Below are 26367 nucleotides of genomic sequence, written 5' to 3' on the forward strand. Positions count from 1 at the left end.
TCTCAGTTGCAGACCTCGACATTGGCATCGACGTGAGGGCCGCCACCACCGCGATATACGAGGTGGCAGCCGCGCCTGACCGGCCGGCAGAGGAGATCGTTGCAAAAAATCTGACCGCTGCCGCCCGAGGCGCGACCCGCGCCGGCCGCCGCGGCAGCACCATAGCTACCCGCCGCGCCGGCGGACTGACGACGCTGCCGTGCGGGACGCTCTTCGCCCTCGTCGCGCTTGGCCGTCGTCGGCTTGGCCGTTGCGGGCTTGGCAGCACGCTGCTTCTCGCACTCATTGTCGTCGTTGACCGCGTAGCCGTCACGACAGACGATCTTGCTGCACTTGTCGCCATCGGCCTTGAAGCCGTGCTCGCAGACCAGCGGACAGACGCGCGACGGCTTCGACTTGACCGCATCGAGCGCGTCGGTGCTCGCCACCTTCACGTCGAGCTTGGTGCCGGCATAGCGATTGAACTGCGACAACGATCGCTGCGAGGACGTATTCCAATTGCCGTCGGCCTGGCCGGAGAAGCAGCCGACGCGGCCGAGCTCGGTCTGGACCGAACGGCTGAGATCAGCCGGCGTCGCCGCCGGAGTCAACGAAGCGACGTTGGTGCCGGCCGGAGCGGTCGGGCTGGCGGGCGCGGCGCCCGGTGCCGCGGCGGCAAGATCGACACGCTGCTGCTCAGCGGCGGCCGCCTGCTGCTGCGCCTGCTCCTTCGCCTTCTGGGCGGCAAGCTGCGCCTGCTCGGCGGCTTTCGCATCGGCCGCGGCCTTGGCCTGCGCGTCTTTCTGTGCACCGAGGGCGGCGAGGCGGTCGCGCTCGGCCTCGGCCTGCTTTGCCTTCGCGATCGCCGCCGCATGAGCCTGCTCGGCACCGATTTTTTCGACCTGAAGCTTGGCAAGGCTCGCATAGAAACCATCGGGGTGCTGGGCGAGGAAGGCATCCCATGCCGCCTTGTTGCCGACCTGGAGCGCGAGCTCGTAGTCGCGGCGGATATCGGCCTGCGGGTTCGCCACAGGCGCCACTGGTGCTGTAGCCGCCACCTTGACCGGCACCAGCGGAACATCCTCACCGCCGAGCGAGCCATAAACAAACGGCTCCTGCTTGTTGCCGGTCGACTTGAGCACGTCGTCGCGCACGAAGCCGAAGGCGCGGCGGACGTCGAGGCCCGGCGTCGTCAAATACTTCGACAATGCAACCGTGAACGGGCTGTTGGCGCCGTCGCCGTCCTGCGCCGTGAAGCCGGCCTTGGCCGAATAGGCGATCAGCGTGTTGGGACTGCTCGGCTCGACCTGGGCAAGGCCCCGGCCGATGCTGCGCGAGGCAATCGTGCGCTTCATCCTCTTGCCGAACGGGTTGTCGCGGCAGGCATCCAGGATCACCAGGCGGAGCTGCTTTGCGGGCTCGACCGCGACCAGGATGCGATCGAGCGAAAGGGCCTCGTCGTACACGTCGGTGTCGCGCTCGAGCTTGGCGTCGACGGGAATCAGATAGTTCGAGCCTTCGACCTCGATGCCGTGACCGGCATAGTAGACCACGGCGATGTCGGCATCGCGGGTCGCATCCGCGAAGTCGCGCAGCATCCGCCGCGTATCCAGCGCGGACAGGTCGTGCCGGGACTCGACGACATCGAAGCCGGCCTCCTTCAGCGTCTTGGCCATCACCGACCCGTCATTGACGGGGTTCGTCAGCGACGGCGCGTGCTGATAGGCCGAGTTGGCGAGCACCAGCGCGACGCGCTTGCCGGCAAAAGCGGGCCCGGCGCCGAGCAGCAGCGCGAGAGCGAGGAGAAGCGGACAAAGTCTGAGCAGATTGCGCATGACACGACTTCCGAAGGTTCAGGACCTTTCGAGCCCTTGGGACCGCTTTAGCAGGATCCGCCACCGGCGCTTGTGATGGAGGTCACGAAGGCGACGACTGCGACAGAACGAACGACCCCCTCTGTTTGTCGCGCCAGCGCGGTCGCGGTTCGCCGACCCATGCGGGCGAACCGGGTTCCCTCAGCCACCCCCGACATGCTCCCGATATTGCGGCAGATCGTCCGTAATGTCGTGCCAGGACGCCTTCGAGCCCACGAAAATGTGGGCGCTCGGCCGGATCGAGGGGGTACCGACAAGGGTTCCCATGGCGACATGGGCCCATTTGCCTTCACGCACCTGGGAATAGAGCAGCGAGCCACACCGGGCACAATGGGCGTCATGGGTGGTATCGTCGCCGAAAATCATCCGCTGGTCCCCGCCATGGACGATACGAAGCTTGTCCCGCGCGATGCCGGCGAACGGCTTGAAGGCCGCGCCGGTGGTGCGACGGCAGTTCGAGCAGTGGCAGTTCATTGCATAGGAGAATTCGTCGGCGACTTCAAAGCGAACGGTGCGGCAATAGCATTCGCCGGTCAGGATACGAACGTTCGAATTTTCTGATCCGGTCATGGCAACGCCTTCGCACAAATGGCTGACACACCCATAGCGCATTTTGCTGTGTACGACTAAGTTCGCGTCAAGCCATCATGCAAAAGGATGACCCATGAGCCAGAACCGTGCGAGCGTCGAAGCCGTCGTGCAATCCTATTTTGACGGCCTCTATGAGGGCGATGCCGAAAAGCTCGGCGCGATCTTCCATCCCTCCGCCGATCTGCGCTGGATCGAGAAGGGCGAGTTGCAGGTGCTGACCGTGCCGGACTGGCTCGATCGCGTGCGCAAGCGCCCCTCCGGCAAGGCCGAAGGCAAGCCACGCGAGGATTTCATCGTCACCATCGACCGTTCCGACGACAAGACCGCCTTCATCAAGGTCAAATGCCAGCTGCCGCCGCGCTATTTCACCGACTATCTGGTCGCGATGAAACTCGCCGACGGCTGGCAGATCGTGTCGAAATCGTACCGGTATGATCTGAGGGAGTGAGGGGGACGCCTCTCCCCACTCGCCGCCGCTAGAGCTTCGAACGCTCCATCGAAAACCTCCGTCATTGCGAGCGCAACTCTCTCCCGCACGTCATTGCGAGGAGCCCTTGCGACGAAGCAATCCAGCATCCCTCCGCGGAAGCAGACTGGATTGCTTCGCTTCGCTCGCAATGACAACGCGAATAGCGTTTCCATTGTCCCTTCCACCTCCGCCCCACCCCAAGGTCCCCAATGCTTCTCGATCGCCGCTCCCTGCTCGCGTCCCTATGCTGGATGGCCGCCTCTCCCGTGCTTGCCTCGGACACGCCGCCCGAATTCGCAGCCTATGAACGCGAGAGCGGCGGGCGGCTCGGGGTCTATGCGGAAAATCTCGCCACCGGCGCAAAGCTCGCCTGGCGCGCCGACGAGCGGTTCGTGATGTGCTCGACATTCAAGGCCTCGCTCGCGGCCTGTGTGCTGGCGCGGGTCGATCGCGGCGAGGAGCAGCTTGCGGCCATGATTTCCTACGGCCAGGCCGACCTCCTGGAGTATGCGCCGGTCGCCAAACAAAACCTCGCAACCGGCGCGATGTCGGTCACCGACATGTGCAAGGCCATCGTCGAGCTCAGCGACAACACCTGCGCCAATCTGCTGCTGGCGCGGATCGGCGGTCCCGCCGTGCTCACCGCGTTCTGGCGATCGATCGGCGATACCACCTCGCGGCTCGACCACAACGAGCCCGAGCTCAACCGCTCACCGCCGGGGGATCCCCGCGACACCACGACGCCGGCGGCGATGGCCAGGAACTTGCGTCGGCTGGTGCTGGGCGAAGCACTGGCGCCGGCTTCGCGCACGCAGCTCACCGAGTGGATGGTGAACTGCAAGACCGGCGCGAACCGGCTGCGCGGCGGCCTGCCCGCAGGCTGGAAGATCGGCGACAAGACCGGCAACAACGGCAAGGACGCAGCGGGCGACATCGCGGTGGTGTGGCCGAAGCCCGACACGCCGATCCTGATCACGGCCTACGTCCAAGGCGGCACGCCGACCGCGGCGCAGGTCGCGGCGGTGTTCGCGCAGATCGGACGGATGGTGGGCGATCGGCTGGCGTAAGCCGCGCACATTGACGTTGCGACCGCTTCCGGTTCAAGACAGACCATCATGGAAGCGAAGTTTCAGACCTTTCTCATCCTGCTGGCCGTGCTGGCCGGCGTGGCGCTGGTCGCGCGCCGCTTCAACGTCGCCCCGGCCATCCTGCTGATGCTGGCCGGCGTCGGCCTCGCCTTCGTGCCGGGCATGCCGTCGGTGGAACTGCCGCCGGAGCTGGTGCTGCTGATGGTGCTGCCGCCGCTGATCTACTCGGCGAGCGTCGCGATGAGCTGGCGCGAGTTCAGGAACAATCTGCGTCCGATCGTGCTGCTCGCGGTCGGCGCGGTGATCTTCACCGCGGCGATGGTGGCGGCCGCCACACACTATCTGATCGGCCTGCCCTGGACCGTTGCCTTCCTCTTGGGGGCCATCGTCGCGCCGCCCGACGTGGTGGCGCCGCTCGCGATCGCGCGCCGACTGCACATGCCGCGCCGGATCCTGGTCGTGCTCGAGGGCGAAGGGCTCGCCAACGACGCCACCGCGCTGATCCTCTACCGCTTTGCGCTCGCCGCTATCATGGTTGGGCATTTCTCGCTGCCGCTGGCGGCCGGCGAATTCGTCCTCATCATCGCCGGCGAGATCGCCTTTGGCATCGGCGTCGGCTGGCTTTCGCTGCGCTTCCGCAAATGGTCCGGAGATCCGCAGGTCGAGCTCACGCTGTCGCTGATCACGCCCTACGTCTCCTACTGGCTGCCCGAGCATATCGGCGGCTCCGGCGTGATCGCGACCGTCGCCTGCGGTCTCTATGTGAGCTGGAACGGCCCGCTGCTGATCTCCTCGGCGACGCGCCTGCAAGGCATCTTCTTCTGGGATCTCATCATTTATTTGATCGAGGGCCTGCTGTTCCTGCTCACCGGCTTCCAGATGCGCGCGCTCTACGAGAAGTCGAAAGCGTTCCCGCTCGAGGACATCATGATCGCCACCGCCGTGGTCCTGGTGATCGTCGTGATCGCGCGCTTCGCCTGGCTCTACCCCGCGATCTATCTGCCGCGGATTCTCAGCAAGTCGCTGCGCGAGCGCGATCCATCGCCGCCCTGGCAATGGGCATTCACGCTCGCCTTCACCGGGGTGCGCGGCGCGGTGTCGCTGGCGGCGGCGCTGGCGCTGCCGTTCACGTTGCCGGGCGGCGAAGCCTTCCCTTATCGCGACCTGATCCTGTTCGTCGCCTTCGGCGTCATCTTCATCACGCTGATCGGCGTCGGCCTGACGCTGCCGCCAGTGGTGCGCTGGCTGGGCGTCGCCGAGGCCGGCCGCAACGAGCATGTCGCCGAGCACGAGGCGGAGATCGCCGCACGCCGCCAGGCCCTCGATGCCGCCTTGAGATCTCTGGATGCGCTGACCGAGGAGAAGGAAGTGTCGGACGAGGTGATGCGGCTCCTCCGCGCCCGCCACGAGATTCGCGTCAACCAGCTCCCCGATTCGCTCGATCCCGCGCATCACGACGTCTCCGCCGCCGGCACCGCGCTGACGCGCGAGCTGATCGTCGCCGAACGCAAATTCATCCACGACCTCCTGCGCGACGGCCAGATCACCGACGAGACCAGGCGGCGGATCGAGCGGGATCTCGATCTGGAAGAAGCCAGTTTGGCGAACCGGGAGTATCGGGGGGCACCGCTGTAGCGTCTCGTCGTCATTGCGAGCGAAGCGAAGCAATCCAGACTGCCTCCGCGGAAGGGCTCTGGATTGCTTCGCTGCGCTCGCAATGACAAATGGCGAAATGGCGGAGCGATCTACCGCCTCTCGCAAAACTGCCTCATCGCAGCCGCAACGGCTCCTGCGACGGCCTCCTGCCGCTCTGCCGAGTTCATCTCCATCTCCTCGTCGCGGTTGATGATCGAGCCGGCCTCGAGCAGTACTGCGGCGCTCCTTGTCCGCGAGAGCACGACGAGCCCGTCATAGCGATAGACGCCGACATCCTTGTCGAGCAGCTGGCGCCGATAGCGGCCCATCACCGGCAAGGTGTATTGACTGGCATAGTGCAGGCCCTGCTCTTTCAACTGTCGGCCGATCATCCGCGCCAGCATCAGGCTGGTGGCGAAGTGCGCGTTCTGTCGCGACACGAACAGCGAGTGACCCGAAAAGCGATCGCTGAAATAGCTGTTTGCGCCGTCGAATTCCCAGCTCTCGAGCAGCTTGTCCGGCACCGAATCGTGATGGACCGACAGGAACAGATCGGCCCGGCCGTGATTCGCGGCACTGACACGCTTGAACAGGCTCGCCCTCGCCTTGCCGTCCGTGACGAGCAGGCGGGCCGCGGCAAAACCTTCGGAGTTGAGCTTTGCCGTGATCAGTCTTGCCAGACGCAAGTTGAAGCCGAACTCCGGATCATTGCGCGCGCTCAACGCACCGTAGGAGTCCGGGGTATGCCCGACATCCACGACGATCCTGAATTTTCGCGGCTCGCATTTCTCTGGCAGTGAAGGCCTCGGTTTCGGCCTCGCAGCCTTCCGCGTCCCGACCGCCTGGCTTTGGTCAATGGACCAAAGGAAAAACGGGATCAACGAAACAGCAATAGCGGCGATGGCGCGCCACGGCCTGCTCACACCGGCCTCTCGCCCTTCACCGTCACGCGCGTACCGGAGCGCGTATGCGGCCAGTAGTCCCACATCGCGCGGTGCTGGGTGCAGCGGTTGTCCCAGAACGCGATGGCGTTCTCGGTCCAGCGGAAGCGGCACTGGAACAACGGGTTCTCGGCGTGCTGGTAGAGATAAGCCAGCATCGCATCGCTCTCGTCGCGCGGGATGCCGTTGATGTGGCGGGTGAAGCCGCGATTGACGTAGAGCGCCTTCTTGGCCGTGACCGGATGCGTGCGCACCACGGGGTGCTCGGCCTGCGGATAGCTCGGCCTGTCGGCGACGCCGTAGTTGGCATAGAGCCCGCGATAGATCGGCTCGCCGTCATGCAGCGCGGTGAGCCCGTCGAGATAGGCCTTCATGCGGTCCGACAGCGCCTCATAGGCCGCATACATGTTGGCGAACAGCGTGTCGCCACCGCGCGGCGGGCACTGCTTGATGTAGAGGATCGAGCCCATCGGCGGCTCGAGGTCGCATGACACGTCGGAATGCCAGCCCTCGCCATTCGCGCGCGGCGAGTTCTTGTCGGCGTAGATCTTCATCAACGCGGGGTCTTCATCCTCATGCGGCGCCGCGGGATGAAAATGCAGCTCACCGAACTTGCGGCCGAAGGCAAGATGCTGCTGTGGCGTGATGCTCTGATCGCGAAAGAAGATGACGAGGTTTTCGGCCAGCGCGCGGTGGATCTCGTCCATCTGCCGGTTGGAGCGGCTGTCGCCCTCGACGAGCTTGCCGATGTCGACGCCGGAGATTTCCGCGCCGATGATGGGGGTGAGCTTTTCGATCGCGATGGTTTCATACGGCGCGCCGTCGTCAATCGTGTGGCGATAGCGCGGGCCCTGCTTGCCCGATAGCGAGCTCATGGCGGTTGCTCCCGGTACATTCTTGATTGGGAGCATGGTAGCCCGGATGGAGCGAAGCGCAATCCGGGAACGGCCTGTCAACGCGCGAGTGGCCCCGGATTGCGCTGCGAGACTGGGCAAGATTCTAACATCGAGTGAAGGTAGGATTCGGCATGACGAATCGTACCTTCAAAACCGGCGTCAGGCGGGATCAGCCGAGCCTTCTGCCGGCGCGGGTGGAAGATTATGTGGCCGGCGACAATCCGGTTCGGGTGATCGAGGCTTTTGTTGCAGCGCTTGACCTCGGGAAGCTTGGCTTCCGCCATGCCGGATCGAGCGGCGGGGCTGGACAGCCACCTTATGACCCGGCCGACCTGCTGAAGCTTTATCTTTATGGCTACCTGAACCGGATCCGGTCGTCGCGCAACCTGGAGCGCGAAGCCCGGCGCAATCTGGAACTGATCTGGCTGATGAAGCGCCTGGTGCCGGGCTATCGCACCATCGCCAAGTTCCGCCAGGAGAACTGGAAGACGCTCAAGGCGGTGAACCGGGAGTTTGTGCTGATGCTGCGCGAACTCGGTCTGATTGGCGGAGAGGTTGTGGCGATCGACGGTGCGTTTTTTGATGGCAACGCCAGCAAGGCGAGCATCAAAACGCAGCGCAAGCTCGCCAAGCGGCTGGCGGAGATCGAGCAGGATATTGAAGCCTATGGTGCCACGCTCGAGGCCAACGACAGCGCCGAGGTGGAACGTCCACCCGCGGGGCGGGATGGCGGAGGCGATGGCAGTCGCGGCGGAGACCTCGCACAAGAGGTGGCGGCGTTGATGGCCAAGCGCGCCAGCTTGCAGGCCGATCTGGCACGACTGGAGGAGAGCGGGCAGACGCAGCTGTCGCGAACCGATCCGGATGCCCGCCTGTTGTCGAAGAACGGCCAGGTGGTGGCAGGCTATAACGTTCAGATCGGCGTCGACGACAAGCACGCTCTGATCGCGGCGAGCGAGGTCGTCAACGACGGCAACGATAGCGGCCAGCTTTACGACATGGCCAAGGCCGCAAAGGACGAGCTTGGCGTCGAGACGCTGACGGTTCTCGCCGATACCGGCTACTACAACGGCCATACGCTCAAGGACTGCGAGGAGAACGGCATTGCCGCCTACGTTCCGCTGGCCAAGCGAACCACGCGGCTCGAAGCGCAGGATCGCATCAGCCATGAGGCGTTCGCCTACGACGCCGAAGCGGATGTCTATCGCTGTCCCGCCGGCAAGCAGCTGCGTCCCACGGACGGTCGCAAGACCAACGGCAACCGGATCGAGATCAGGTATGTCAGCCGCAAGTCAGATTGCGACGCCTGCCCGCTGCGCGCGCGCTGTGTCACCGTCAAGATCCCGACGCGCACCGTCCAGCGCTGGGAGCATGAAGCGGTGCTGGATCGGCATCGCGCGCGGATGCAGGGCGCCGAGGCCCAGATGCGCCGCCGCGCCGAACTCGCCGAACACCCCTTCGGCACCATCAAATGCCGGGCCGGCTACCGCCACTTCCTCGTCCGCGGCTTCGACAAAGTCTGTGGCGAATGGAGCCTGATGGCGCTTTGCTACAATTTCTCCCGAGTCCTCAGCATTCTCGGCCTCGACGCCTTCATGGCCTATCTGGCAAGCCGGCTTCCGCATTTGGCACTCTTGCTGCTCAACGCCATCACCGACATCACCGACATCATCACCCGGATACGGCCCGCTCCAGCGCCAATCCGAGCCCAAATCCGTCCAATTTTCCGATATGCCGCGTAAGCCGCGCCCAAACAAATACTTGCCCAGCCTCTGCGCTCCATCCGGGCTACGACCCGCAAAAAATGAGGGCGGGTTAGCTTCGCCAACCCGCCCTACGAATTCAATGCTTAACGAGACGCCTACTCCGCCGCAGTCACCGGCACTTTCGCGCCCTGACCGTAGCGCTGCTCGATATAGTCGATCACCAGCGCCTTGAAGTCGGCGGAGATGGTCGGGCCGCGCAGCGTGCGGAACTTCTTGCCGTCGACGAACACGGGCGCCGCCGGCGCTTCGCCGGTGCCGGGCAAGGAGATGCCGATATTGGCGTGCTTGGATTCGCCGGGGCCGTTGACGATGCAGCCCATCACCGCGACGTTGAGCTCCTCGACGCCGGGATATTTGGTCTTCCAGGTCGGCATCTCGTCGCGGATGAAATCCTGGATCGAGCGGGCCAGCTCCTGGAATGTCGTCGAGGTGGTGCGGCCGCAGCCGGGGCAGGCCGCAACCAGCGGCACGAAGGTGCGGAAGCCCATGGTCTGCAACAGCTCCTGGCCGACCTGCACCTCACGGGTGCGGTCGCCGCCGGGCTCCGGCGTCAGCGAGATACGGATGGTGTCGCCGATGCCCTGCTGTAGCAGGATGCCGAGCGCGGCCGACGATGCCACGATGCCCTTCGAGCCCATGCCGGCTTCAGTCAGGCCGAGATGGATGGCGTAGTCGGCACGCGACGCGAGATCCTGGTAGACCGCGATCAGATCCTGCACGGCCGAGACCTTGGCTGACAGGATGATGCGGTCCTTCGGCATGCCGAGCTCTTCGGCGCGCGCCGCCGAGAGCAGCGCCGACTGCACCATGGCCTCGCGCGTCACTGCGCGCACGTCACGCGGATTGGCGGACGCGGCGTTCTCGTCCATCAGCTTGGTCAGCAGCTCCTGGTCGAGCGAACCCCAATTGGCGCCGATGCGCACCGGCTTGTTGTTCTTGTTGGCGATCTCGATGATGTCGGCAAACTGGGTGTCGCGCTTGTCCTTGAAGCCGACATTGCCGGGATTGATGCGGTACTTGGCGAGCGCTTCGGCGCAGGCCGGATAGGCCGCGAGCAGCTTGTGGCCGATATAGTGGAAGTCGCCGATCAAGGGCGTGGTGATGCCGCGCTTGGCGAGGCCGTCGCGGATGTGCGGAACGGCGGCTGCGGCCTCTTCGCGGTCCACGGTGATGCGGACCATCTCGGAGCCGGCGCGCGCGAGCGCTGCGACCTGGGCGATGGTGCCGTCGATATCAGCGGTGTCGGTGTTGGTCATCGACTGCACGACGATCGGCGCGCCGCCGCCAACTGAGACGTTGCCGACCTTGACCTGGGTGGTCCGGTGCCGGGGCGCGGGGCCTGCGATGTCGGAATCTAGAGGGTTTTCGAGCTTGTTCATGGGGTCCAAATATCAGGTTTTGGTGACGTTCAGCAATGCATCACGCGGCGCCGCAGCCATTGAGCTGGGACGGTTAACCAGGAAAAGCCCAGCAATTACAAGGACCGCTGCGGCCCCGAATGTCAGGCTCAGGGTGTCGTGCATGATGAAATAGCTACCGACCACGCCAAACAAAGGGGTGATGAAGGTAAAAGCCGACAATTTGCTGGCCGAATAGGCCTTCACCAGCGCGAACCAAAGCGTGAACGTGGTTCCTACCACCCAGATCGCCTGGAAGGCCATGAGGGCGAGGGACAGGGGCGCGGGCGTATGGGTGATGGATTCGCCGAACAGCCAGGCAGCGAGTCCCAGGATGGGGATCGAGATCGCGACCTGATAGCCCAGCGCCTTCTCGGGCGCGGCGAAGCGCAGCCGCGTGCCCTTGGCGACCAGCGTTGTCGCCGCCCACAGCGCCGCACCGCCGACGATCATGAGGTCGCCGAGCAGCACCTTGGCGTCGACATCCGGCTGCGGCACACCGATGGCGAGCGCGACGCCGGCAAAGCTCACCGCGAGCCCCAGCCATTGCGTGCCGCCAAGCCGCTCGCCGAGCACCTGGTAGGAGCCGAGCGCGACGAAGAACGGCGCGGTGTACAGGAACACCACCGCCCGCGAGGCCGAGGTGAAGCGCAGGCCCTGGAAGATCAGAACGAACTCGATGCCGAACATCAGCCCGGCGATGATTCCGGGCTTCCAGGTGCCGTCGCGTTCAAAGAATCTGACGCCACGCAGGGTGCCGATGATGAACAGCACCGGCAGCGCGCCCATCGAGCGGATAGTGGCCTGGAGCATCGGCGGGATGTCCGGCAGCACCAGCTTCACCGCAATCTGGTTGAATCCCCAGGTCAGGCACAGCATCAGCATGAGAGCGATCGCGCCGGCACTGAGGGGGCGACCGGCGGACGGGTTGGCTTGTGGTGAGGACATCTCTTTCCGACTACCGGCTTTGTGCCGTTGTTGCTTTAGGCAGCTTTCTGACAATGGGTGCAGACGCCCGTGATCTCCACCACGGACAATTTGGGGGCGAAGCCTGAGCTGCGCGCGGCGGCATTGAGGTCCTTGGCGAAGGATGCCGAGGGGATCTCGCCGACCAGACCACAGCGCTCGCAGATCAGGAACGCCACCGCGGAGGTCGCGTCGTGGTCATGGGCGGCGCAGGCGAGATAGGCGTTGCGGCTCTCGATGCGATGCACGAGGCCGTTGGCCATCAAGAAATCGAGGGCACGATAGACCGTGATCGGTGCCGGCCGCGCTATCGACTTGGCGAGCTCGTCGATCACCTCATAGGCGCCGAGCGGGCGGTGGCTGGAGAGCAGCGCCTCGAGCACCTGACGGCGTATAGGCGTGAATTTCTGCGCACGCTGCTCACAGACCGCTTCCGCATGCGCCAGCGCATCCGCAGTGCAGCGGCCGTGATCGTGGTCAGGCGCGGGGAATGCCGGCTTTGCGAGGGTCATGTGGCCTGTATTCTAGCATTTCGGCGAGGGAACCCAAAGCGCGACCCTGCGAATGGCTGTCAGCCATGCTTTCGCTGCGGGACAGCGTCCCGATAATCCGCCACGAAATAATCATAAGCTTGCTTATTATATCTCAAGCTTATTGGAGACCAAGCTCATGAGCCGCGGGCCCGTGGACCAGAACTTCCTGTTTACGCTCGCCGAACTCTACCGCCTGTTGCGCGTCTACGCCGACAAGGAAGCCTCGCGCTTCGGCATCACCCGCGCGCAATGGGCGGTGCTGGCCAAGGTCGAGCGCAGCGAAGGCATGAAGCAGTCGGAGCTCGCCGAGCTCCTCGAGGTGCAGCCGATCACGCTGACGCGTCTGATCGACAAGCTCTGCGACAACGACTGGATCGAGCGCCGCAGCGACGCCTCGGACCGCCGGGTCAAGCGCCTGTACCTGAAGAAGGCCGGCCGGCAGCTGCTCGGCCGGATGAGCGGGCTCAGGTCCGAAATCACCGCCAACGCGCTCGACGGCATCACCCCGGCCGATGCCCACCGTCTCCTCACCCAGCTCGAAACAATCAAGGAAAACGTGCGGAACGCGACCCAGACCAGCGGCGCGGAGCAAGCACGTAAGGAGCAGCGTTATGGCTGATCAGGTTCTCAAGTTCCAGCCCGAGCAAAAGAGCGACAGCGGCAAGCCGAGCAAGAAAGCCGGCACCGATCCGCGCCGCCGCCTGGTGGCGGGCCTGCGCCGCTATCGCCGCCTCCTGCTCCTGGTCGTGCTGCCTGTTGTCGTCGCCATCGGCGGCATCACCTTCTATCTGCATGGCGGTCGCTATGTCGGCACCGACGACGCCTATGTCGGCGCGCAGAAGGTGCTGGTGACGCCCGACATCTCCGGCAAGATCCTGAAAGTCGTCGTGAAAGAAGGCCAGCTCGTCAAGCAGGGCGACGTGCTGTTCGAGATCGACCCCGTGCCGTTCCGCCTCGCGGTGGACGAAGCCAGGGCGCAGCTGATGCAGGCGCAGACGACCTACGACAATCTCCGCGCCAACATCAAGATCTACGGCGACATGCTCAACCTCGCCCAGCAGGGCGTCGATTTGAAGCAGCGCGACGTCGAGCGCAAGCAGGCGCTGGTGAAGAACAACTACGGCTCGCAGCTCGATCTCGACAATGCATCGAATGCGTTGGTCACATCCGGCTCGGTTGCGCAATATGTCAGGCAGCAGCTCTCGACGGCGAAGACCCAGCTGCTCGGCGATCCCGACCTGCCGCTGGAAAAGTTCCCGGCCTATGCGGAGGCCAAGGCCAAGCTCGAGAATGCCGAGCGCAATCTCAACCTCGCGGTGGTGCGCGCCTCGATGGGCGGCGTGGCAACGCAGGTCGAGCAGATCCAGCTCGGCCGTTTCGTCACCGCCGGCACGCCGGTGTTCTCCATCATCGACGTCGCTCATCCCTGGGTCGACGCCAACCCGAAGGAAAGCGATCTTACCTACGTCACCGAAGGCCAGCCTGTCACGCTCGAGGTCGACGCGTTCCCGAACCACGTCTTCAAGGGCAAGATCGGCTCGCTCTCGCCCGGCACTGGCGCGCAATTCGCGATCCTGCCGCCGCAGAACGCTACCGGCAATTTCGTCAAGGTGGTGCAGCGCGTGCCGATCAGGATCTATTTCGACGAGAACGACAAATACGTGCGGAAGCTGAAGGCCGGCATGAGCGTCTATGCCACCATCGACACCGGCCATCAGCGCTCGCTCGCGGGCCTGTTCGGATTGTCGGCGGCGGCGAACCAGGACAAGGACTGATCCGATGTCCGGCCCCAATGCCAGCCTGATGGTCCCCGGCCTGCGCCGGAACATGGTGACGATCTGCGCCATGACCGCGACCATCATGCAGGCGCTGGACACCACCATCGCCAATGTTGCCCTGCCCTACATGCAGGGCACGCTGTCGGCCTCGCAGGACCAGATCAACTGGGTGCTGACCTCCTACATCGTCGCCGCCGCGATCATGACCGCGCCGGTGGGCTGGATCGCCAATCGGTTCGGCCGCAAGCGCATCTTCATCATTTGCTCGGCCGGCTTCACCATGGCGTCGGTATTGTGCGGCCTCGCGCAGGACATCAACCAGATGGTGGCGTTCCGACTGCTCCAGGGCGTGTTCGGCGCTGCCCTGGTGCCGCTGTCGCAGTCGGTCATGCTCGATTATTACACGCTCCAGGAACGCGCCAAGGCGATGTCGATCTGGGGCATGGGCGTGATGATGGGCCCGATCATGGGGCCCTCGCTGGGAGCCTGGCTGACCGAGACCTATTCCTGGCACTGGGTATTCTTCGTCAATCTGCCTTTCGGCGCCATCACCGTGCTCGGCCTCATCGTCTTCATGGACGAGACCCGGAAGGATCTCAGCCTCAAATTCGACTGGTTCGGCTTCGCCGCGCTGGCGATCGCGATCGGCGCGCTTCAACTGGCGCTCGACCGCGGCGAGCAGCTGGGCTGGCTGGAATCCAACGAGATCCTGGCGGAATTCATCGTCTCCGCCGTCGCCTTCTATTTCTTCCTTGCGCACTCCTTCACGACCACGACGCCGTTCATCCGCTTCGCTCTATTCAGGGATCGCAACTTCGTCACCGGCTGCATGTTCATGATCGTGATGGGGCTCGTGCTGTTCTCGACCATGGCGCTGGCCTCGCCCTACATGCAGAACGTGATCGGCTATCCCATCATCACCGCCGGCCTGCTGCTGGCGAGCCGCGGCTTCGGCACCTTCTTCGCCATGATGCTGGTCGGCCGCATGATGCGTTATTTCGAGGCGCGCACGCTGATCATCACGGGCCTGACGCTGACCGCCGGCTCGCTGTTCCAGATGACCGGCTGGACCGACCTGACCCAGGTGCCGGAGATCGTCACCGTCAGCGTCATCCAGGGCTTTGGCTTCGGCCTCGTCTTCGTGCCGCTCTCGACGGTGGCGTTCCTGACGCTGTCGAACGATCTGCGCACCGACGGCACCGCGATGCTGACCCTGATGCGCAACGTCGCGAGCTCGGTCGGCATTTCCGTCGTCATCGCCGAGCTGACGCAGGGAACGCGGCGGACCTACGCGATCCTCTCCGAGCACATCAACCCGTTCAACCACACGCTCCAGATGCCCAGCGTCAGCAGCATGATCAATCTGTCCACCGACACCGGCCGCGCCATGGCCGACAGAATGGTCAGCGTGCAGGCGCAGATCATCGCCTTCGCACACGACTACCAGCTGGTGATGGTCTTCATCCTCTGCACCATCCCGCTCGCCCTGCTGATCGGCTCCACCAAGGCCACGCTGCGCAAGCAGGCGGCCGGGCCGGAGCATGCGGTGATGGAGTAGGATGCAGTCGAGCCGCAATCTCCCTGTCGTCCTGGACAAGCGAAGCGCAGATCCAGGACCCATTACCCCAGGGAGTGGTTGTAGCGCGAGCTGGTAACTCCGAGCCTTCGCCAAACCTCTTTCCGTGGTTATGGGTCCCGGCGTTCGCCGGGACGACACCGAGAAGGTTGAGCCGTCATCGCACCTCACACTGCATCGCGCGGACAGCGCACTACCTACCCCAACAGCTCCTCACACCCCAAATCCTCGACCGCCATCATCACCCGCTCCAGATTGTTCCACCAGATCAGCGGCGGGATATTGACGCTCCACTGCCAGACCGGCTTGGTGATGTGCCAAAGCACCGACCGGCGATAGTCCTGGTCGAGCGCGCCGCGCGTATATCCCTTGACGCCGTGCGCGATCAGCGTCTCGTGATAGCGGTTGAGCAGCGCGCGCTCGAGGGTTTGCCGGCGCTCCGGATACCATTGCACCGCCATCATATAAGCGAGGTCACCGGTCGGCACGTTGATGCGCCACTGGTCGAAGTCGAAGATGCGTACGGTGTCGGCGACGCCGGCGCGTGGCAGCATGAAATTCCAGATGTGGGCGTCGCCATGGGCAATGGTGAGGTCCCGGTGAGAATGATAGCGCTGCAATAGCTGGCCCGACTGCTCGATGAATCGGCGGTAGAGAATGCGCCGCTCTTCGCTGAGGCGGTCGCCGAGCAGATCGGCGAATCGATCGTAGTGACCGGCGAACGTCTCGATCACCTTTGCGGAGTCGTCAGCGCTCATCCAGCTCCCGACGGTCTCGCCGAGATCGGGATGATCCCACCAGGCCGCATGCCAGCGCGCGAGCGTCGTGACGATCGCCATCGCCTGCTCGCGCGACGGCGGCAGCGGCCATTGGGTCGCGATCTCGTGGCTGTCGGTTAGATCTTCGAGCAGCAGGTGCCAGGCGAGGGTCTCCTCGTCGAAATGCCCGTCGAAGCAGCGCGGCACCAGCCTCGGCGGCATCTTCGGCGCAAGCTGGGTATAGAAGGCCACCTCGTGCCGACCACTATTCGCAAGCGTCTTTGCGAAGGCAGCATGCGCGGACTTCAGGATCAGCGATTGCGGGGCACCGGCGGATTCCCCCACATAGCGCAGGCCAAGGCGGATGATATGCGACACGAGGGTGTCGCGCTCATGCAGCACCTTCACCTCGCGCACGGCGCCGGCGTCCAGCACGCCGCCCCTGCGTAGCGCGGCCGTCAGTTGGGCGGGCTCAACGACCGCCGGCAATTGTGGAGGTGTCATGACCACGATGCCCCTGTCCCGCGCCATACTGCACGATCACAAGCCCACGCACCAGCGGCTGACCTCACGCCCGCTCAAGCCGCCGCTGTCGAATCCCGTACGGTCTTGACCACGACCGACCGCAGCTGTTCGAGATTGGCCGACATGCCGGCGATCGCCTGCCTGACCTCCGCGGCGCGTTCGTTCACGGAGGCGGCGTCGCGGCTGACATTGCCGATCTTGGCCGAGACCTCCTGCGCCGCGAACGCCGATTCGGAGATCGACCGCGTGATCTCCCGCGTGGCGGCGTCCTGTTCTTCCATCGCGGCGGCGACCGAGGTCGCGACGCCGTCGATCTCGACGATGTGTCCTCCCATGGTCTCGACGGCATCAACCGCGGCCTGCGTCGAGGTCTGGATCTCGGCAATCAGCCGCGCGATCTCCTCGGTGGACTTTGCGGTCTGGTCGGACAGGGATTTCACCTCGGCGGCAACCACCGCGAAGCCGCGGCCGGCCTCGCCGGCGCGCGCCGCTTCGATCGTGGCGTTCAGCGCCAGGAGGTTGGTCTGGCCGGCGATGCCGCCGATGAGGTCGGAGACCTCGGCGATTTTCCGGACCGAACCGGCCAGCGCCTGGATGGTCGACCGTGCCTGCTCGCGGCCGGCGACCGCAGATTTGGTGACCGTGCTGGTCCGCGCGACCTGGCTCGCGATCTCGCGGATCGAGGCGCTCAGTTCTTCGGCCGCGGCCGAGACGGTCTGCGAGCTGCCGAGGGCCTGGGTGGAGGCCGCGGCGACCGCCTGCGACTGTGCGGAGAGCGAGCTTGCGATCTCGGACAGGCTGGTGGCGGCGCGCTCGACGCCATGCGTCGCCGCGCTCGCGGTGTCGACCGAGCGGCCGGTCTCGCGCTCGACGGTCTCCGCCATCTGGTGCAGGGCGCCGCGCTTGGCGAGCGCGGCCTCCTGCTCCTGCCGCAACTGCTCCTCGCGCAGACGGGAGTTCTCGACCGCCGCCTGCTTGAATACCACAAGCGCACCCGCCATCGAGCCGACCTCGTCCTGACGATGCGCAAAAGGAATGTCGGCGGCGAGATCGCCGGTCGCGAGCTTCTGCATCGTGTCCGTCATGCGCACGATCGGGCGCACGACGCCGAGCGCAACGCCGAGCAGCCCCGCCGCAATGAAGGCGAGGACGGCGGCGGAGACGCCGAGCAGGATAAAGAGCATCGAGCTGTCGCGGTCCGCCGCCATCTTCTCTATGGCGGCATTCTGCTTGTTGGCGTTCTCGACGATGCTGTCGATGATGGCGCGATGCGCGGTATAGGCGTCCTTGAGCTGCGCATAGGCGCGCTCGGACGCAGCCGCGTCCTTGGCCTTGAGGGCCGGCAGAAGCTGGTCGGACGCCTTCCAGAATTTCTGCACCTCGGTATCGGATTTCGACACCAGCGCGGTCTTCAGGTCGGAAGAGAGGCTGGAGGCGATCCAGAATGCCTTACGCTCGTCGTAATCCTTGCGGAGCTGGACCAGGCGCTCGCCATGGGCGGCAAGCTGGTCCGGCTCGCGCATGGCGAGGGTGGCCTCGAGATAGGCCTCGATGACGTATTCCGGCGGCGGCAGGATGTCGGCGATGAGGTCGTTGCCGAGCTTGATGTCGGAATAGAGCGGGCCGCCGACCTTGAGCTCTTTCAAGGCATACAGGCTGGTGGAGACCACGGCCGTGAAACCGATGGCCAGAACGATGCCGAAAGCAATGATCGCGGAGGAAAGCGACAGACGAATTTTCATGAAACAATCCGGGGCATGCGTCGAAACCGCAACGACCCTAGACGAATACGGTAAATACGGGATTGCTGCGCGCCGGAATTGTATCGGGCGAGCTCCGCACAACTACGGGAATTGGACGTCAAGCCATCGGTTTTGAGTCGGCGAGGCTAACGCACATACGTGGACGAGCTAGGCCCGATGTAGCGCAGCACCGGGTTTGATGCACCGAATGAGAAACGCGCGCCGGGGCCCTAGCCTCCCGGCGCGCGTTGCCTCAGACGTCGAAGAACACCGTCTCGTTGTCGCCCTGGAGCCGCAGATCGAGACGATAAACCGGCTTGCCGGCCTCGCACACCGCGGTCAGCGTGGCGCGGCGGTCAGCCGGCACCAGCGCCAGCACGGGATCGGTCGTGTTGCCGGTCTCGTCGCTGAAGTAGATGCGGGTATAGAGATGCCGCAGCATGCCGCGGGCAAACACCCCGACCAAGATGTGCGGCGCCTGCGGCTTGCCGTCGGGATCGGGCACCACGCCCGGCTTGATGGTATCGAAGGAATAATTGCCGTCCTTGTCGGTGCCGCATCGGGCGAAGCCGCGGAAGCTGGCATTGGGCAGCGCGCGCTTGTCCTGCGGATCGGCGAAACGGCCCTGCGCATCCGCCTGCCAGATCTCCAGCATGCAATCGGGCACGGTGACGCCGTCACCGTCGAACACGCGGCCCTCGATGCGGATACGGTTGCCGGAAACGTCGGGCGTCAGCGTCGAGTTGGTGAACGCGTCGTTCCAGGCATATTCGCCGTTCGGCGTCAGGCCATATTTGAAGAACGGACCGACCGTCTGCGATGGGGTGATACCGTTGTCCATCTCGCTTCCCTGCACTTAGTGGTTCTCCATGGGCGTGGCGTTCTTGCCGCGCAGCACGATGTCAAAGCGGTAGCACAGCGCCCATTCGGGCTGGGTGTTCTCGAGGTCGAACGACGAGACCATGCGCGCCCGCGCCTTCTCGTCCGGCACCGAGTTGAAGATCGGATCGAACGGGAACAGCGGGTCGTTCGGAAAATACATCTGCGTCACGAGGCGCGTGACGAAGGAATGGCCGAACACCGACAGGTGGATATGCGCGGGACGCCAGGCGTTGTGGTGATTGCCCCAGGGATAGGCGCCGGGCTTGATGCTGACGAAACGGTAGTAGCCGGCGGCATCGCTGACGGTGCGCCCTGCGCCGGTGAAATTCGGATCGAGCGGCGCGGGATGCTGGTCGCGAACGTGCACGTAGCGACCGCAGGCATTGGCCTGCCAGATCTCGACCAGCGAGTTCGGCACGCCGCGGCCGTCCTCATCGCGCACATGGCCGTGCACGATGATGCGCTCCCCGATCGGCTCGCCACTGTGCTGGGTGGTGAGGTCGGCATCGCCCTCGCGCACGGTCTCGTGGCCGTAGACCGGGCCGGTCAATTCCGACAGCGTATGGCGCATCGGGATCAAGGCCTTGTTCGGCGCGCGCTTGATCGAGCTCTTGTACTCAGGCGACAGCGGCAGCGGATGCGCCTTGTTGCTGTCGACGGGATAGATGAATGTCATTGGCGAACTCCTCCCCGGCCATTTTGCTCCAGCCGGTCAACACTTCCGCCAATCATTATAGGATATAACTAATTTGGGGAAGCGGGTTTGGGGCCTGCATCCGGCAGGCGCCGCGTTATTTGATCGGCGGACGCGGCAATACGGCCTCGCCGGGCTCGAGCCGATAGGTGTGGTCGAGTGAATACCAGGGTGCCGCAACATCGGACGCGGTCGGATGCGGCGACTCGTGGCGCACGAAATTGCCGATCAGTGCCCGTGTCACCCCGAACTGCACGTCGCTGTCAATATGGGGATCGTTGGGATCATAAACCTGCGAGATCAGCACCTTGAATCCGGGCTTGAAGATCAGGGCGTGCAGATGCGCCGGTCGATACGGGTGTCGGCTCTGCGCCTTCAACAGACGGCCGACCACGCCATCGGTCGGAATGGGATAGCCGACCATCATCACCGAACGGAAGGCGAAGCGTCCATCCGCGTCGGTCGTCAGCTTGCCGCGCAGGTTCATGTCGGCCTGATCAGGGTCCTGGTTTTCATAGAGACCGACGGGCGACGCATGCCAGACGTCAACCTCTGCCCCCGCGACAGGACGGCCGTCCTTGTCCACGACACGACTCTTGACGAACAGCGGCGCGCCCGGCGTTTCCGAACGGACAATCGATCCGCCATTCGCCACAAGCGGCGAGTTCAATCGCCAGAACGGTCCGAGCAGCGATTGATCGGTCTCCGTATTGCCTTGATCGCCATTGTTGAGCAGGCACACCAGCGGCGAGACGCCGAGCGAGCCGGCCATCAGCACGACTTCGTTATGCGTGTCGGTCGTCAGCTTGCCGAGCTCGGCGATCACAGCCGTGGCGTCGCGGAATTCCTTCTCGGTCAGTCGGACGTCGCGGACGAAGCCATGCAGATGCTTGACCAGCGAGATCATGATCTGGCGCATCCGCGGATCGGAGGTCCGCTCCATCACCGCCAAGGCCGCGGCCGTGACGTCCTGCTCGCGCGCGATGATCATGCTCGCCTCCCAACCGCCGGACTCTTCGCCTCTCCCCGCTTGCGGGAAGAGGCCGGAATTTGCGGCAGCAAATTCCGGGTGAGGGGGACTCTCCCCGAGTCCAACTGTCACCGTCCTCGCGGAGACTCCCCCTCACCCCAACCCTCTCCCCGCAAGCAGGGAGAGGGAGAAGAGAGAGCTCAATTCACCTTCTCGATCGCAACCGCGACGCCCTGGCCGACGCCGACGCACATGGTGGCCAGCGCGAGCTTGCCGCCGCGCTTTTCCATGCCATGCACGGCGGTGAGCGCGAGACGGGCGCCGCTCATGCCGAGGGGATGGCCGAGCGCGATGGCTCCGCCATGCGGATTGACGAAATCGGCATCATCGGCGACGCCGAGCTGGCGCATGCAGGCGATGCCTTGCGAGGCGAAGGCTTCGTTCAGCTCGATCAGGTCGAAATCGCTGATCTTCTTGCCGAGCCGCTCCATCAGCTTGCGGGTCGCCGGCACCGGGCCGATGCCCATGATGCGCGGCGGCACGCCCGCCGAGGCGAGGCCGAGAATGCGCGCGCGCGGCGTCAGCCCATGCTTCTTCACGGCGGCTTCCGACGCCAGGATCATCGCCGCAGCGCCGTCATTGACGCCGGAGGCGTTGCCGGCGGTGACCGTGCCGGGATTGCGCACGATCGGCTTCAGCTTGGCGAGGCCCTCCAGCGTGGTCTCGGGACGCGGATGCTCGTCCTTGTCCACGGTGATGGGACCGGCCTTGCCGCCGGGAATGGTGATCGGCGTGATCTCCTCGGCGAAATAGCCGGCCGCGATTGCCGCACCCGCGCGCTGCTGCGAGCGGATTGCGAAAGCATCCTGATCGGCGCGCGAGACCTGGAATTCCTCGGCGACGTTCTCACCGGTCTCGGGCATCGCATCGACGCCGTACTGCGCCTTGAGCAGCGGATTGATGAAGCGCCAGCCGATGGTGGTGTCGAAGATCTCGGCGGAGCGCGAGAAGGCTTCCTGCGCCTTGCCCATCACGAAGGGAGCGCGGGTCATCGACTCGACGCCGCCGGCGATCGCGAGCTCAATCTCGCCGGAGCGGATGGCACGGCCGGCCGCACCGACCGCGTCGAGCCCGGAGGCACAGAGCCGGTTCAGGGTCTGGCCGGGAACCGAATCCGGGAGCCCTGCGAGCAAGAGCGCCATGCGTGCGACATTGCGGTTGTCCTCGCCGGCCTGGTTGGCGCAGCCGAAGAACACTTCGTCCACCTGCGCCCAATCGAGATTGGGGTGCTTGGCCATCAGGGCCTTGATCGGCGCGGCGGCGAGATCGTCGGCGCGCACCTTGGCGAGCGAGCCGCCGAAGCGGCCGATCGGGGTCCGCACGGCATCGCAGATAAAGACGTCACGCATGGTTGTTCTCCCTGAATGCCGCGGTTCGGCCAGAATTCTTCAATGACGGCGGAGTTTTAGGAGGGTGCCCGCGGCAGGTCAATTGACCGATGCGCGCGTGTTCCGTGGGGTGCGGGCGCTTCCGACGCATGCCGCAATGCGGACAACGTGGAAAACCTCACCTCTCCGGCCAAAGCGATAGGAGCACGGGGCGAAATTTTGTAGGTTGCGCCGCCCATGACAATGCAACAACCGATCCAAGCGCCCGAACCTGAATCCACGCCCGCACCGCCGGCGGAGGCCGCCGCGCGGGTCACGCCGATGATGGAACAGTACCTCGAGATCAAGGCGGCACATCAGGGCCTGCTGCTGTTTTACAGGATGGGTGACTTCTACGAGCTGTTCTTCGAGGACGCCGAGATCGCCTCGAAGACGCTCGGCATCGTCTTGACCAAGCGCGGCAAGCATCAGGGTGCGGATATCCCGATGTGCGGCGTGCCGGTCGAGCGCTCCGAGGATTACCTGCATCGTCTCATCAGCGCCGGTCACCGAGTCGCGGTGTGCGAGCAGACCGAGGATCCCGCCGCGGCGAAGGCGCGTGGCAACAAGAGCGTGGTCCGCCGCGGCGTGGTGCGGCTGGTCACGCCGGGCACGCTGACCGAGGACACGCTGCTCGACGCACGCGCCAACAATTATCTGCTGGCGATCGCGCGCGCCCGCGCCTCCGGCGGCGGCGACCGCTTTGGTCTCGCCTGGATCGACATCTCCACCGCCGAATTCACCGTGATGGAATGCTCCAGCGGCGAGCTCGCCGCAACGCTGGCGCGGATCAATCCGAACGAGGCTGTTGTCACCGACGCGCTCTATAGCGATAACGAGCTCGGGCAGACCTTGCGCGAGCTGCCGGCGGTGACGCCGCTGACCCGCGACGTGTTCGACGGCGCCACCGCCGAGAAGCGACTGTGCGATTATTTCGCGGTCGCGACCATGGACGGGCTGGCGCAGCTGACGCGGCTGGAAGCCACTGCCGCGGCTGCCGCCGTCACCTATGTCGACCGCACCCAGGTCGGCAAGCACCCGCCGCTGTCGCCGCCCGCGCGAGAAGCCTCCGGAGCGACCATGGCGATCGATCCGGCCACGCGCGCCAATCTCGAGCTGACGCGAACGCTCGCGGGCGAGCGCCGCGGCTCGCTGCTCGACGCCATCGACTGCACCGTGACCTCCGCCGGCTCGCGCCTGCTGGCGCAGCGACTGGCGGCGCCGCTGACGGATGCGCCGGCGATCGCGCGGCGGCTCGACGCCGTCGGCGTGTTCGTTGCCGATTCCGCTGCGCGCGAGGACATGCGCAGCATCCTGCGCGGCGCGCCCGACATGTCGCGGGCGCTGGCCCGGCTCTCGGTCGGCCGCGGCGGTCCACGTGACCTCGCAGGTTTGCGCGATGGCATCATCGCCGCCGACCAGGCACTGGCACGGCTTGGCGAACTGGACCAGCCGCCGCAGGAGATCGCCGCGGTGATGGCGGCCTTGCAGCGTCCGTCGCGCGAACTCGCAGCGGAATTTGCCAGTGCGCTCGACGAGCAATTGCCGCTGATCAAGCGCGACGGCGGCTTCGTTCGACAGGGCTTTGAGCCGGCGCTGGACGAAGCGCGCAACCTGCGCGACGCCTCGCGCCTGGTCGTAGCTTCGATGCAGGCCCGCTACGCGGACCAGACTGGCGTGAAGGGCCTCAAGATCCGGCACAACAACGTGCTCGGCTATTTCGTCGAGGTTACCGCACAGCACGGCGACAAGCTGATGTCGCCGCCGCTCAACGCGACCTTCATCCATCGCCAGACGCTGGCGGGGCAAGTGCGCTTCACGACCTCGGAGCTCGGCGAGATCGAGGCCAAGATCGCCAATGCCGGCGACCGCGCGCTCGGGCTCGAGCTCGAGATCTTCGAGAAGCTCGCCGCCAAGGCGCTCGAGATCAGTGAAGACTTGCGCGCCGCCGCGCACGGCTTTGCGCTGCTCGACGTCGCGACATCGCTCGCCAAGCTGGCGGTCGACGAGAACTATGTGCGGCCCGAGGTGGACGCCTCCCTCGGCTTTGCGATCGAGGCCGGTCGCCATCCGGTCGTGGAGCAGGCGCTCAAGCGCAATGGCGAGCCGTTCATCGCCAATGCCTGCGATCTCTCGCCTGCGCCCGCACAAAAATCCGGCCAGCTCTGGCTGCTGACCGGCCCCAACATGGCGGGCAAATCGACCTTCCTGCGCCAGAACGCGCTGATCGCGCTGATGGCGCAGATCGGCAGCTTTGTGCCGGCGAGCCGCGCGCGCATCGGCATCGTCGATCGCCTGTTCTCGCGCGTCGGCGCCGCCGACGATCTCGCCCGGGGACGCTCCACCTTCATGGTCGAAATGGTCGAGACCGCCGCGATCCTGAACCAGGCCGGCGAGCGCGCGCTCGTGATCCTCGACGAGATCGGCCGGGGCACCGCGACCTTCGACGGCCTCTCGATCGCCTGGGCCGCGATCGAGCATCTGCACGAGAGCAATCGCTGCCGCACGCTGTTCGCGACGCATTATCACGAGCTGACCGCGCTCTCCGCAAAACTGCCGCGGATGTTCAACGCCACCGTGCGCGTGAAGGAGTGGCAGGGCAATGTCGTGTTCCTGCACGAGGTGCTGCCGGGCTCGGCCGACCGCTCCTACGGCATTCAGGTGGCGAAGCTCGCCGGCCTGCCGCCGGCCGTGATCACACGCGCCAAATCGGTGCTGGCGAAACTGGAAGCGCAGGACCGCGGCCAGACCGCCCGCGCCCTTGCCGACGACCTGCCGCTGTTCGCCGTGCCCTCGCGCGCCGCCGCGGAAGCCGCGCCGCCGAGCGAAGCGGAGCTTTTGATGGAAGCCGTAAGGGCGCTGCACCCGGATGAGATGTCGCCGCGCGAGGCGCTCGATGCGCTCTATGCGCTGAAGGCCAAGCTGCCGAAGTAGTGCCAACGAACCTTCCAACGACCAGAGAGTGATGCCAAGCTGAGGCATGCCATCGCCTGCACTGCCTGCGCCCTCGCCGTCGGCTTGGCCATGTTCGCCGGCGGACTGGCCGTCAGCGGCCCGCCCTGGCAAACGGCTCGACCAGCTTCAAGGTGGCGGCGAGACGGATGCTGCGCTTGCCGGCGAGCGCGGTCGCTTCCATTTCGGCGCCCTTGTCATCGCAGTGGCCGGAGAAGCCGATGCCTACCTCATAGCCACCGAACAAGGGATGCTCGCTCTTCGCCGGCGTGTGTTCCTGATTGACGAATTCGCCTTTCCAGCGACCGTTTGCCGAAGAATAGGCGCCGAGATAATAGAAGAAGGCATCGCCGCCGAGGATGCGGCCGTCGCGCAGCAACATCACGCCGGTATGGCCACCGCCGATTCCATCCAGCATCCGGATGTCGATCGAATAGAGTCCGCTGACGATGCCACCCTCGCCGACCGCACCGGGCGGGGGAACGTCATCGTCGCCGAGCGGCGTCATCACGGCGCGAAACACCGAGGCGTCCTCGACCACTTCTCCCTCGAAGCGGTAGAGCTTGCCCCGCTGTCGACCGCGAATGCTGATTGTGACGGTGTCGGAACTGACCAGCCTTCTGTGCAGCAGCGACCGGCTGTGACGCTTCGTCCGGAGCCTGGCGACGATTTCGCCGTCCACAATCTCGTAGGTGCCGAAGTGGGCGAAGGCGGTGTTGCCGCCAAGCATTTTTCCGGCATGGGCATACAGCACGCTGCGGCCGGAGCCGTCGTTGATCTCATATTCGACCTTGTACAATCCCTCCACCACACGCCCCGAACTTGCTCTGTTGCCAGCTTAGCGGGTCTGCCGGCCCCGGTAACTATCTATCCTGACGCAGGGCCGAGGTCTCAAGCGTAGCGTACCGCGCCTTACGAAGCGCGGCGA

General features: G+C 65.1%; 22 protein-coding genes. 8 read left to right on the forward strand and 14 right to left on the reverse strand.

Features of this window, described 5'->3' with window-relative positions:
• Positions 1–2 precede the first annotated feature (2 nt).
• Together NLM27_RS31235 and NLM27_RS31240 are read right to left on the reverse strand one after the other, a co-directional pair.
• Positions 3–1814, reverse strand: coding sequence for a caspase family protein (locus NLM27_RS31235; protein ID WP_254146933.1), 1812 nt, complete (start codon positions 1812–1814; stop codon positions 3–5).
• Between the two features lie 180 nt (positions 1815–1994).
• Positions 1995–2423, reverse strand: a complete 429-nt coding sequence (locus NLM27_RS31240; protein ID WP_254146934.1) for a GFA family protein — start codon at positions 2421–2423, stop codon at positions 1995–1997.
• Between the two features lie 94 nt (positions 2424–2517).
• On the opposite strand from NLM27_RS31240, the gene NLM27_RS31245 reads away from it, so the two are divergent.
• The 3 genes from NLM27_RS31245 to NLM27_RS31255 all read left to right on the forward strand — a co-directional run bounded on the left by NLM27_RS31245 (position 2518) and on the right by NLM27_RS31255 (position 5636).
• Positions 2518–2892, forward strand: a complete 375-nt coding sequence (locus NLM27_RS31245) for a nuclear transport factor 2 family protein (RefSeq protein WP_254146935.1) — start codon at positions 2518–2520, stop codon at positions 2890–2892.
• A gap of 230 nt (positions 2893–3122) precedes the next feature.
• Complete coding sequence (gene bla / locus NLM27_RS31250) at positions 3123–3980, forward strand: class A beta-lactamase (protein WP_254146936.1); 858 nt, start codon at positions 3123–3125, stop codon at positions 3978–3980.
• Between the two features lie 48 nt (positions 3981–4028).
• Positions 4029–5636 carry a Na+/H+ antiporter gene (locus NLM27_RS31255; protein WP_254146937.1) on the forward strand — a complete coding sequence of 536 codons (1608 nt, stop codon included), beginning with the start codon at positions 4029–4031 and terminating at the stop codon, positions 5634–5636.
• Between the two features lie 110 nt (positions 5637–5746).
• Here NLM27_RS31255 and NLM27_RS31260 read toward each other — a convergent pair whose 3' ends face one another.
• Together NLM27_RS31260 and NLM27_RS31265 are read right to left on the reverse strand one after the other, a co-directional pair.
• Positions 5747–6517, reverse strand: coding sequence for an N-acetylmuramoyl-L-alanine amidase (locus NLM27_RS31260; RefSeq protein ID WP_254148976.1), 771 nt, complete (start codon positions 6515–6517; stop codon positions 5747–5749).
• Between the two features lie 38 nt (positions 6518–6555).
• Positions 6556–7452 (reverse strand): TauD/TfdA family dioxygenase, encoded by an 897-nt coding sequence (locus tag NLM27_RS31265; RefSeq protein ID WP_254146938.1) that lies wholly within the window; start codon positions 7450–7452, stop codon positions 6556–6558.
• Between the two features lie 152 nt (positions 7453–7604).
• On the opposite strand from NLM27_RS31265, the gene NLM27_RS31270 reads away from it, so the two are divergent.
• The gene (locus NLM27_RS31270) at positions 7605–9215 is read left to right on the forward strand and encodes an IS1182 family transposase (protein WP_254142551.1); all 1611 of its coding nucleotides are present in this window, start codon (positions 7605–7607) and stop codon (positions 9213–9215) included.
• Positions 9216–9334: 119 nt separating this feature from the next.
• Here the strand turns inward: NLM27_RS31270 and ispG are convergent, their stop codons facing one another.
• Genes ispG through NLM27_RS31285 form a run of 3 tightly spaced genes read right to left on the reverse strand, consistent with a single transcriptional unit; the run spans position 9335 to position 12114 of the window.
• Positions 9335–10618, reverse strand: a complete 1284-nt coding sequence (ispG, locus tag NLM27_RS31275; RefSeq protein WP_254146939.1) for a flavodoxin-dependent (E)-4-hydroxy-3-methylbut-2-enyl-diphosphate synthase — start codon at positions 10616–10618, stop codon at positions 9335–9337.
• 12 nt (positions 10619–10630) lie between these two features.
• Positions 10631–11584: a DMT family transporter gene (locus NLM27_RS31280; RefSeq protein ID WP_254146940.1), complete on the reverse strand. Its 954-nt coding sequence runs from the start codon at positions 11582–11584 to the stop codon at positions 10631–10633.
• A gap of 35 nt (positions 11585–11619) precedes the next feature.
• Complete coding sequence (locus tag NLM27_RS31285; RefSeq protein ID WP_254146941.1) at positions 11620–12114, reverse strand: Fur family transcriptional regulator; 495 nt, start codon at positions 12112–12114, stop codon at positions 11620–11622.
• Positions 12115–12271: 157 nt separating this feature from the next.
• On the opposite strand from NLM27_RS31285, the gene NLM27_RS31290 reads away from it, so the two are divergent.
• Genes NLM27_RS31290 through NLM27_RS31300 form a run of 3 tightly spaced genes read left to right on the forward strand, consistent with a single transcriptional unit; the run spans position 12272 to position 15471 of the window.
• Positions 12272–12754 carry a MarR family winged helix-turn-helix transcriptional regulator gene (locus tag NLM27_RS31290; RefSeq protein ID WP_254146942.1) on the forward strand — a complete coding sequence of 161 codons (483 nt, stop codon included), beginning with the start codon at positions 12272–12274 and terminating at the stop codon, positions 12752–12754.
• Complete coding sequence (locus tag NLM27_RS31295; RefSeq protein ID WP_254146943.1) at positions 12747–13910, forward strand: HlyD family secretion protein; 1164 nt, start codon at positions 12747–12749, stop codon at positions 13908–13910. Before NLM27_RS31290 ends, NLM27_RS31295 begins: the two co-directional genes overlap by 8 nt.
• A 4-nt stretch (positions 13911–13914) precedes the next feature.
• The gene (locus tag NLM27_RS31300; RefSeq protein WP_254146944.1) at positions 13915–15471 is read left to right on the forward strand and encodes an MDR family MFS transporter; all 1557 of its coding nucleotides are present in this window, start codon (positions 13915–13917) and stop codon (positions 15469–15471) included.
• Positions 15472–15686: 215 nt separating this feature from the next.
• Here NLM27_RS31300 and NLM27_RS31305 read toward each other — a convergent pair whose 3' ends face one another.
• The 6 genes from NLM27_RS31305 to pcaF form a co-directional block, all read right to left on the reverse strand.
• Positions 15687–16778, reverse strand: coding sequence for an ecdysteroid 22-kinase family protein (locus tag NLM27_RS31305; RefSeq protein WP_254146945.1), 1092 nt, complete (start codon positions 16776–16778; stop codon positions 15687–15689).
• A 47-nt stretch (positions 16779–16825) separates the two neighbouring features.
• Positions 16826–18514, reverse strand: coding sequence for a methyl-accepting chemotaxis protein (locus NLM27_RS31310; protein WP_254146946.1), 1689 nt, complete (start codon positions 18512–18514; stop codon positions 16826–16828).
• Positions 18515–18767: 253 nt separating this feature from the next.
• Positions 18768–19355 carry a protocatechuate 3,4-dioxygenase subunit alpha gene (pcaG, locus tag NLM27_RS31315; RefSeq protein WP_254146947.1) on the reverse strand — a complete coding sequence of 196 codons (588 nt, stop codon included), beginning with the start codon at positions 19353–19355 and terminating at the stop codon, positions 18768–18770.
• Positions 19356–19370: 15 nt separating this feature from the next.
• The gene (gene pcaH, locus NLM27_RS31320) at positions 19371–20072 is read right to left on the reverse strand and encodes a protocatechuate 3,4-dioxygenase subunit beta (protein WP_254146948.1); all 702 of its coding nucleotides are present in this window, start codon (positions 20070–20072) and stop codon (positions 19371–19373) included.
• 115 nt (positions 20073–20187) lie between these two features.
• The gene (locus NLM27_RS31325; protein ID WP_254146949.1) at positions 20188–21081 is read right to left on the reverse strand and encodes a dioxygenase; all 894 of its coding nucleotides are present in this window, start codon (positions 21079–21081) and stop codon (positions 20188–20190) included.
• 179 nt (positions 21082–21260) lie between these two features.
• Positions 21261–22469: a 3-oxoadipyl-CoA thiolase gene (gene pcaF / locus NLM27_RS31330; RefSeq protein WP_254146950.1), complete on the reverse strand. Its 1209-nt coding sequence runs from the start codon at positions 22467–22469 to the stop codon at positions 21261–21263.
• A gap of 216 nt (positions 22470–22685) precedes the next feature.
• On the opposite strand from pcaF, the gene mutS reads away from it, so the two are divergent.
• A complete protein-coding gene (gene mutS, locus NLM27_RS31335) occupies positions 22686–25421 on the forward strand; it encodes a DNA mismatch repair protein MutS (RefSeq protein ID WP_254146951.1) in 2736 nt (911 codons plus the stop codon).
• A gap of 112 nt (positions 25422–25533) precedes the next feature.
• Here the strand turns inward: mutS and NLM27_RS31340 are convergent, their stop codons facing one another.
• Positions 25534–26250: a hypothetical protein gene (locus tag NLM27_RS31340; protein ID WP_254146952.1), complete on the reverse strand. Its 717-nt coding sequence runs from the start codon at positions 26248–26250 to the stop codon at positions 25534–25536.
• Between the last annotated feature and the right edge of the window lie 117 nt (positions 26251–26367).

It is taken from the genome of Bradyrhizobium sp. CCGB12 (genome assembly GCF_024199845.1).
GTDB lineage: Bacteria > Pseudomonadota > Alphaproteobacteria > Rhizobiales > Xanthobacteraceae > Bradyrhizobium.

Coding starts and splice junctions, on each gene's coding strand:
- NLM27_RS31235 (WP_254146933.1), bottom strand. CDS start 1,814: ATGCGCAATCTGCTCAGACTTTGTCCGCTTCTCCTCGCTCTCGCGCTG.
- NLM27_RS31240 (WP_254146934.1), bottom strand. CDS start 2,423: ATGACCGGATCAGAAAATTCGAACGTTCGTATCCTGACCGGCGAATGC.
- NLM27_RS31245 (WP_254146935.1), top strand. CDS start 2,518: ATGAGCCAGAACCGTGCGAGCGTCGAAGCCGTCGTGCAATCCTATTTT.
- bla (WP_254146936.1), top strand. CDS start 3,123: ATGCTTCTCGATCGCCGCTCCCTGCTCGCGTCCCTATGCTGGATGGCC.
- NLM27_RS31255 (WP_254146937.1), top strand. CDS start 4,029: ATGGAAGCGAAGTTTCAGACCTTTCTCATCCTGCTGGCCGTGCTGGCC.
- NLM27_RS31265 (WP_254146938.1), bottom strand. CDS start 7,452: ATGAGCTCGCTATCGGGCAAGCAGGGCCCGCGCTATCGCCACACGATT.
- NLM27_RS31270 (WP_254142551.1), top strand. CDS start 7,605: ATGACGAATCGTACCTTCAAAACCGGCGTCAGGCGGGATCAGCCGAGC.
- ispG (WP_254146939.1), bottom strand. CDS start 10,618: ATGAACAAGCTCGAAAACCCTCTAGATTCCGACATCGCAGGCCCCGCG.
- NLM27_RS31280 (WP_254146940.1), bottom strand. CDS start 11,584: ATGTCCTCACCACAAGCCAACCCGTCCGCCGGTCGCCCCCTCAGTGCC.
- NLM27_RS31285 (WP_254146941.1), bottom strand. CDS start 12,114: ATGACCCTCGCAAAGCCGGCATTCCCCGCGCCTGACCACGATCACGGC.
- NLM27_RS31290 (WP_254146942.1), top strand. CDS start 12,272: ATGAGCCGCGGGCCCGTGGACCAGAACTTCCTGTTTACGCTCGCCGAA.
- NLM27_RS31295 (WP_254146943.1), top strand. CDS start 12,747: ATGGCTGATCAGGTTCTCAAGTTCCAGCCCGAGCAAAAGAGCGACAGC.
- NLM27_RS31300 (WP_254146944.1), top strand. CDS start 13,915: ATGTCCGGCCCCAATGCCAGCCTGATGGTCCCCGGCCTGCGCCGGAAC.
- NLM27_RS31305 (WP_254146945.1), bottom strand. CDS start 16,778: ATGGCGCGGGACAGGGGCATCGTGGTCATGACACCTCCACAATTGCCG.
- NLM27_RS31310 (WP_254146946.1), bottom strand. CDS start 18,514: ATGAAAATTCGTCTGTCGCTTTCCTCCGCGATCATTGCTTTCGGCATC.
- pcaG (WP_254146947.1), bottom strand. CDS start 19,355: ATGGACAACGGTATCACCCCATCGCAGACGGTCGGTCCGTTCTTCAAA.
- pcaH (WP_254146948.1), bottom strand. CDS start 20,072: ATGACATTCATCTATCCCGTCGACAGCAACAAGGCGCATCCGCTGCCG.
- NLM27_RS31325 (WP_254146949.1), bottom strand. CDS start 21,081: ATGATCATCGCGCGCGAGCAGGACGTCACGGCCGCGGCCTTGGCGGTG.
- pcaF (WP_254146950.1), bottom strand. CDS start 22,469: ATGCGTGACGTCTTTATCTGCGATGCCGTGCGGACCCCGATCGGCCGC.
- mutS (WP_254146951.1), top strand. CDS start 22,686: ATGACAATGCAACAACCGATCCAAGCGCCCGAACCTGAATCCACGCCC.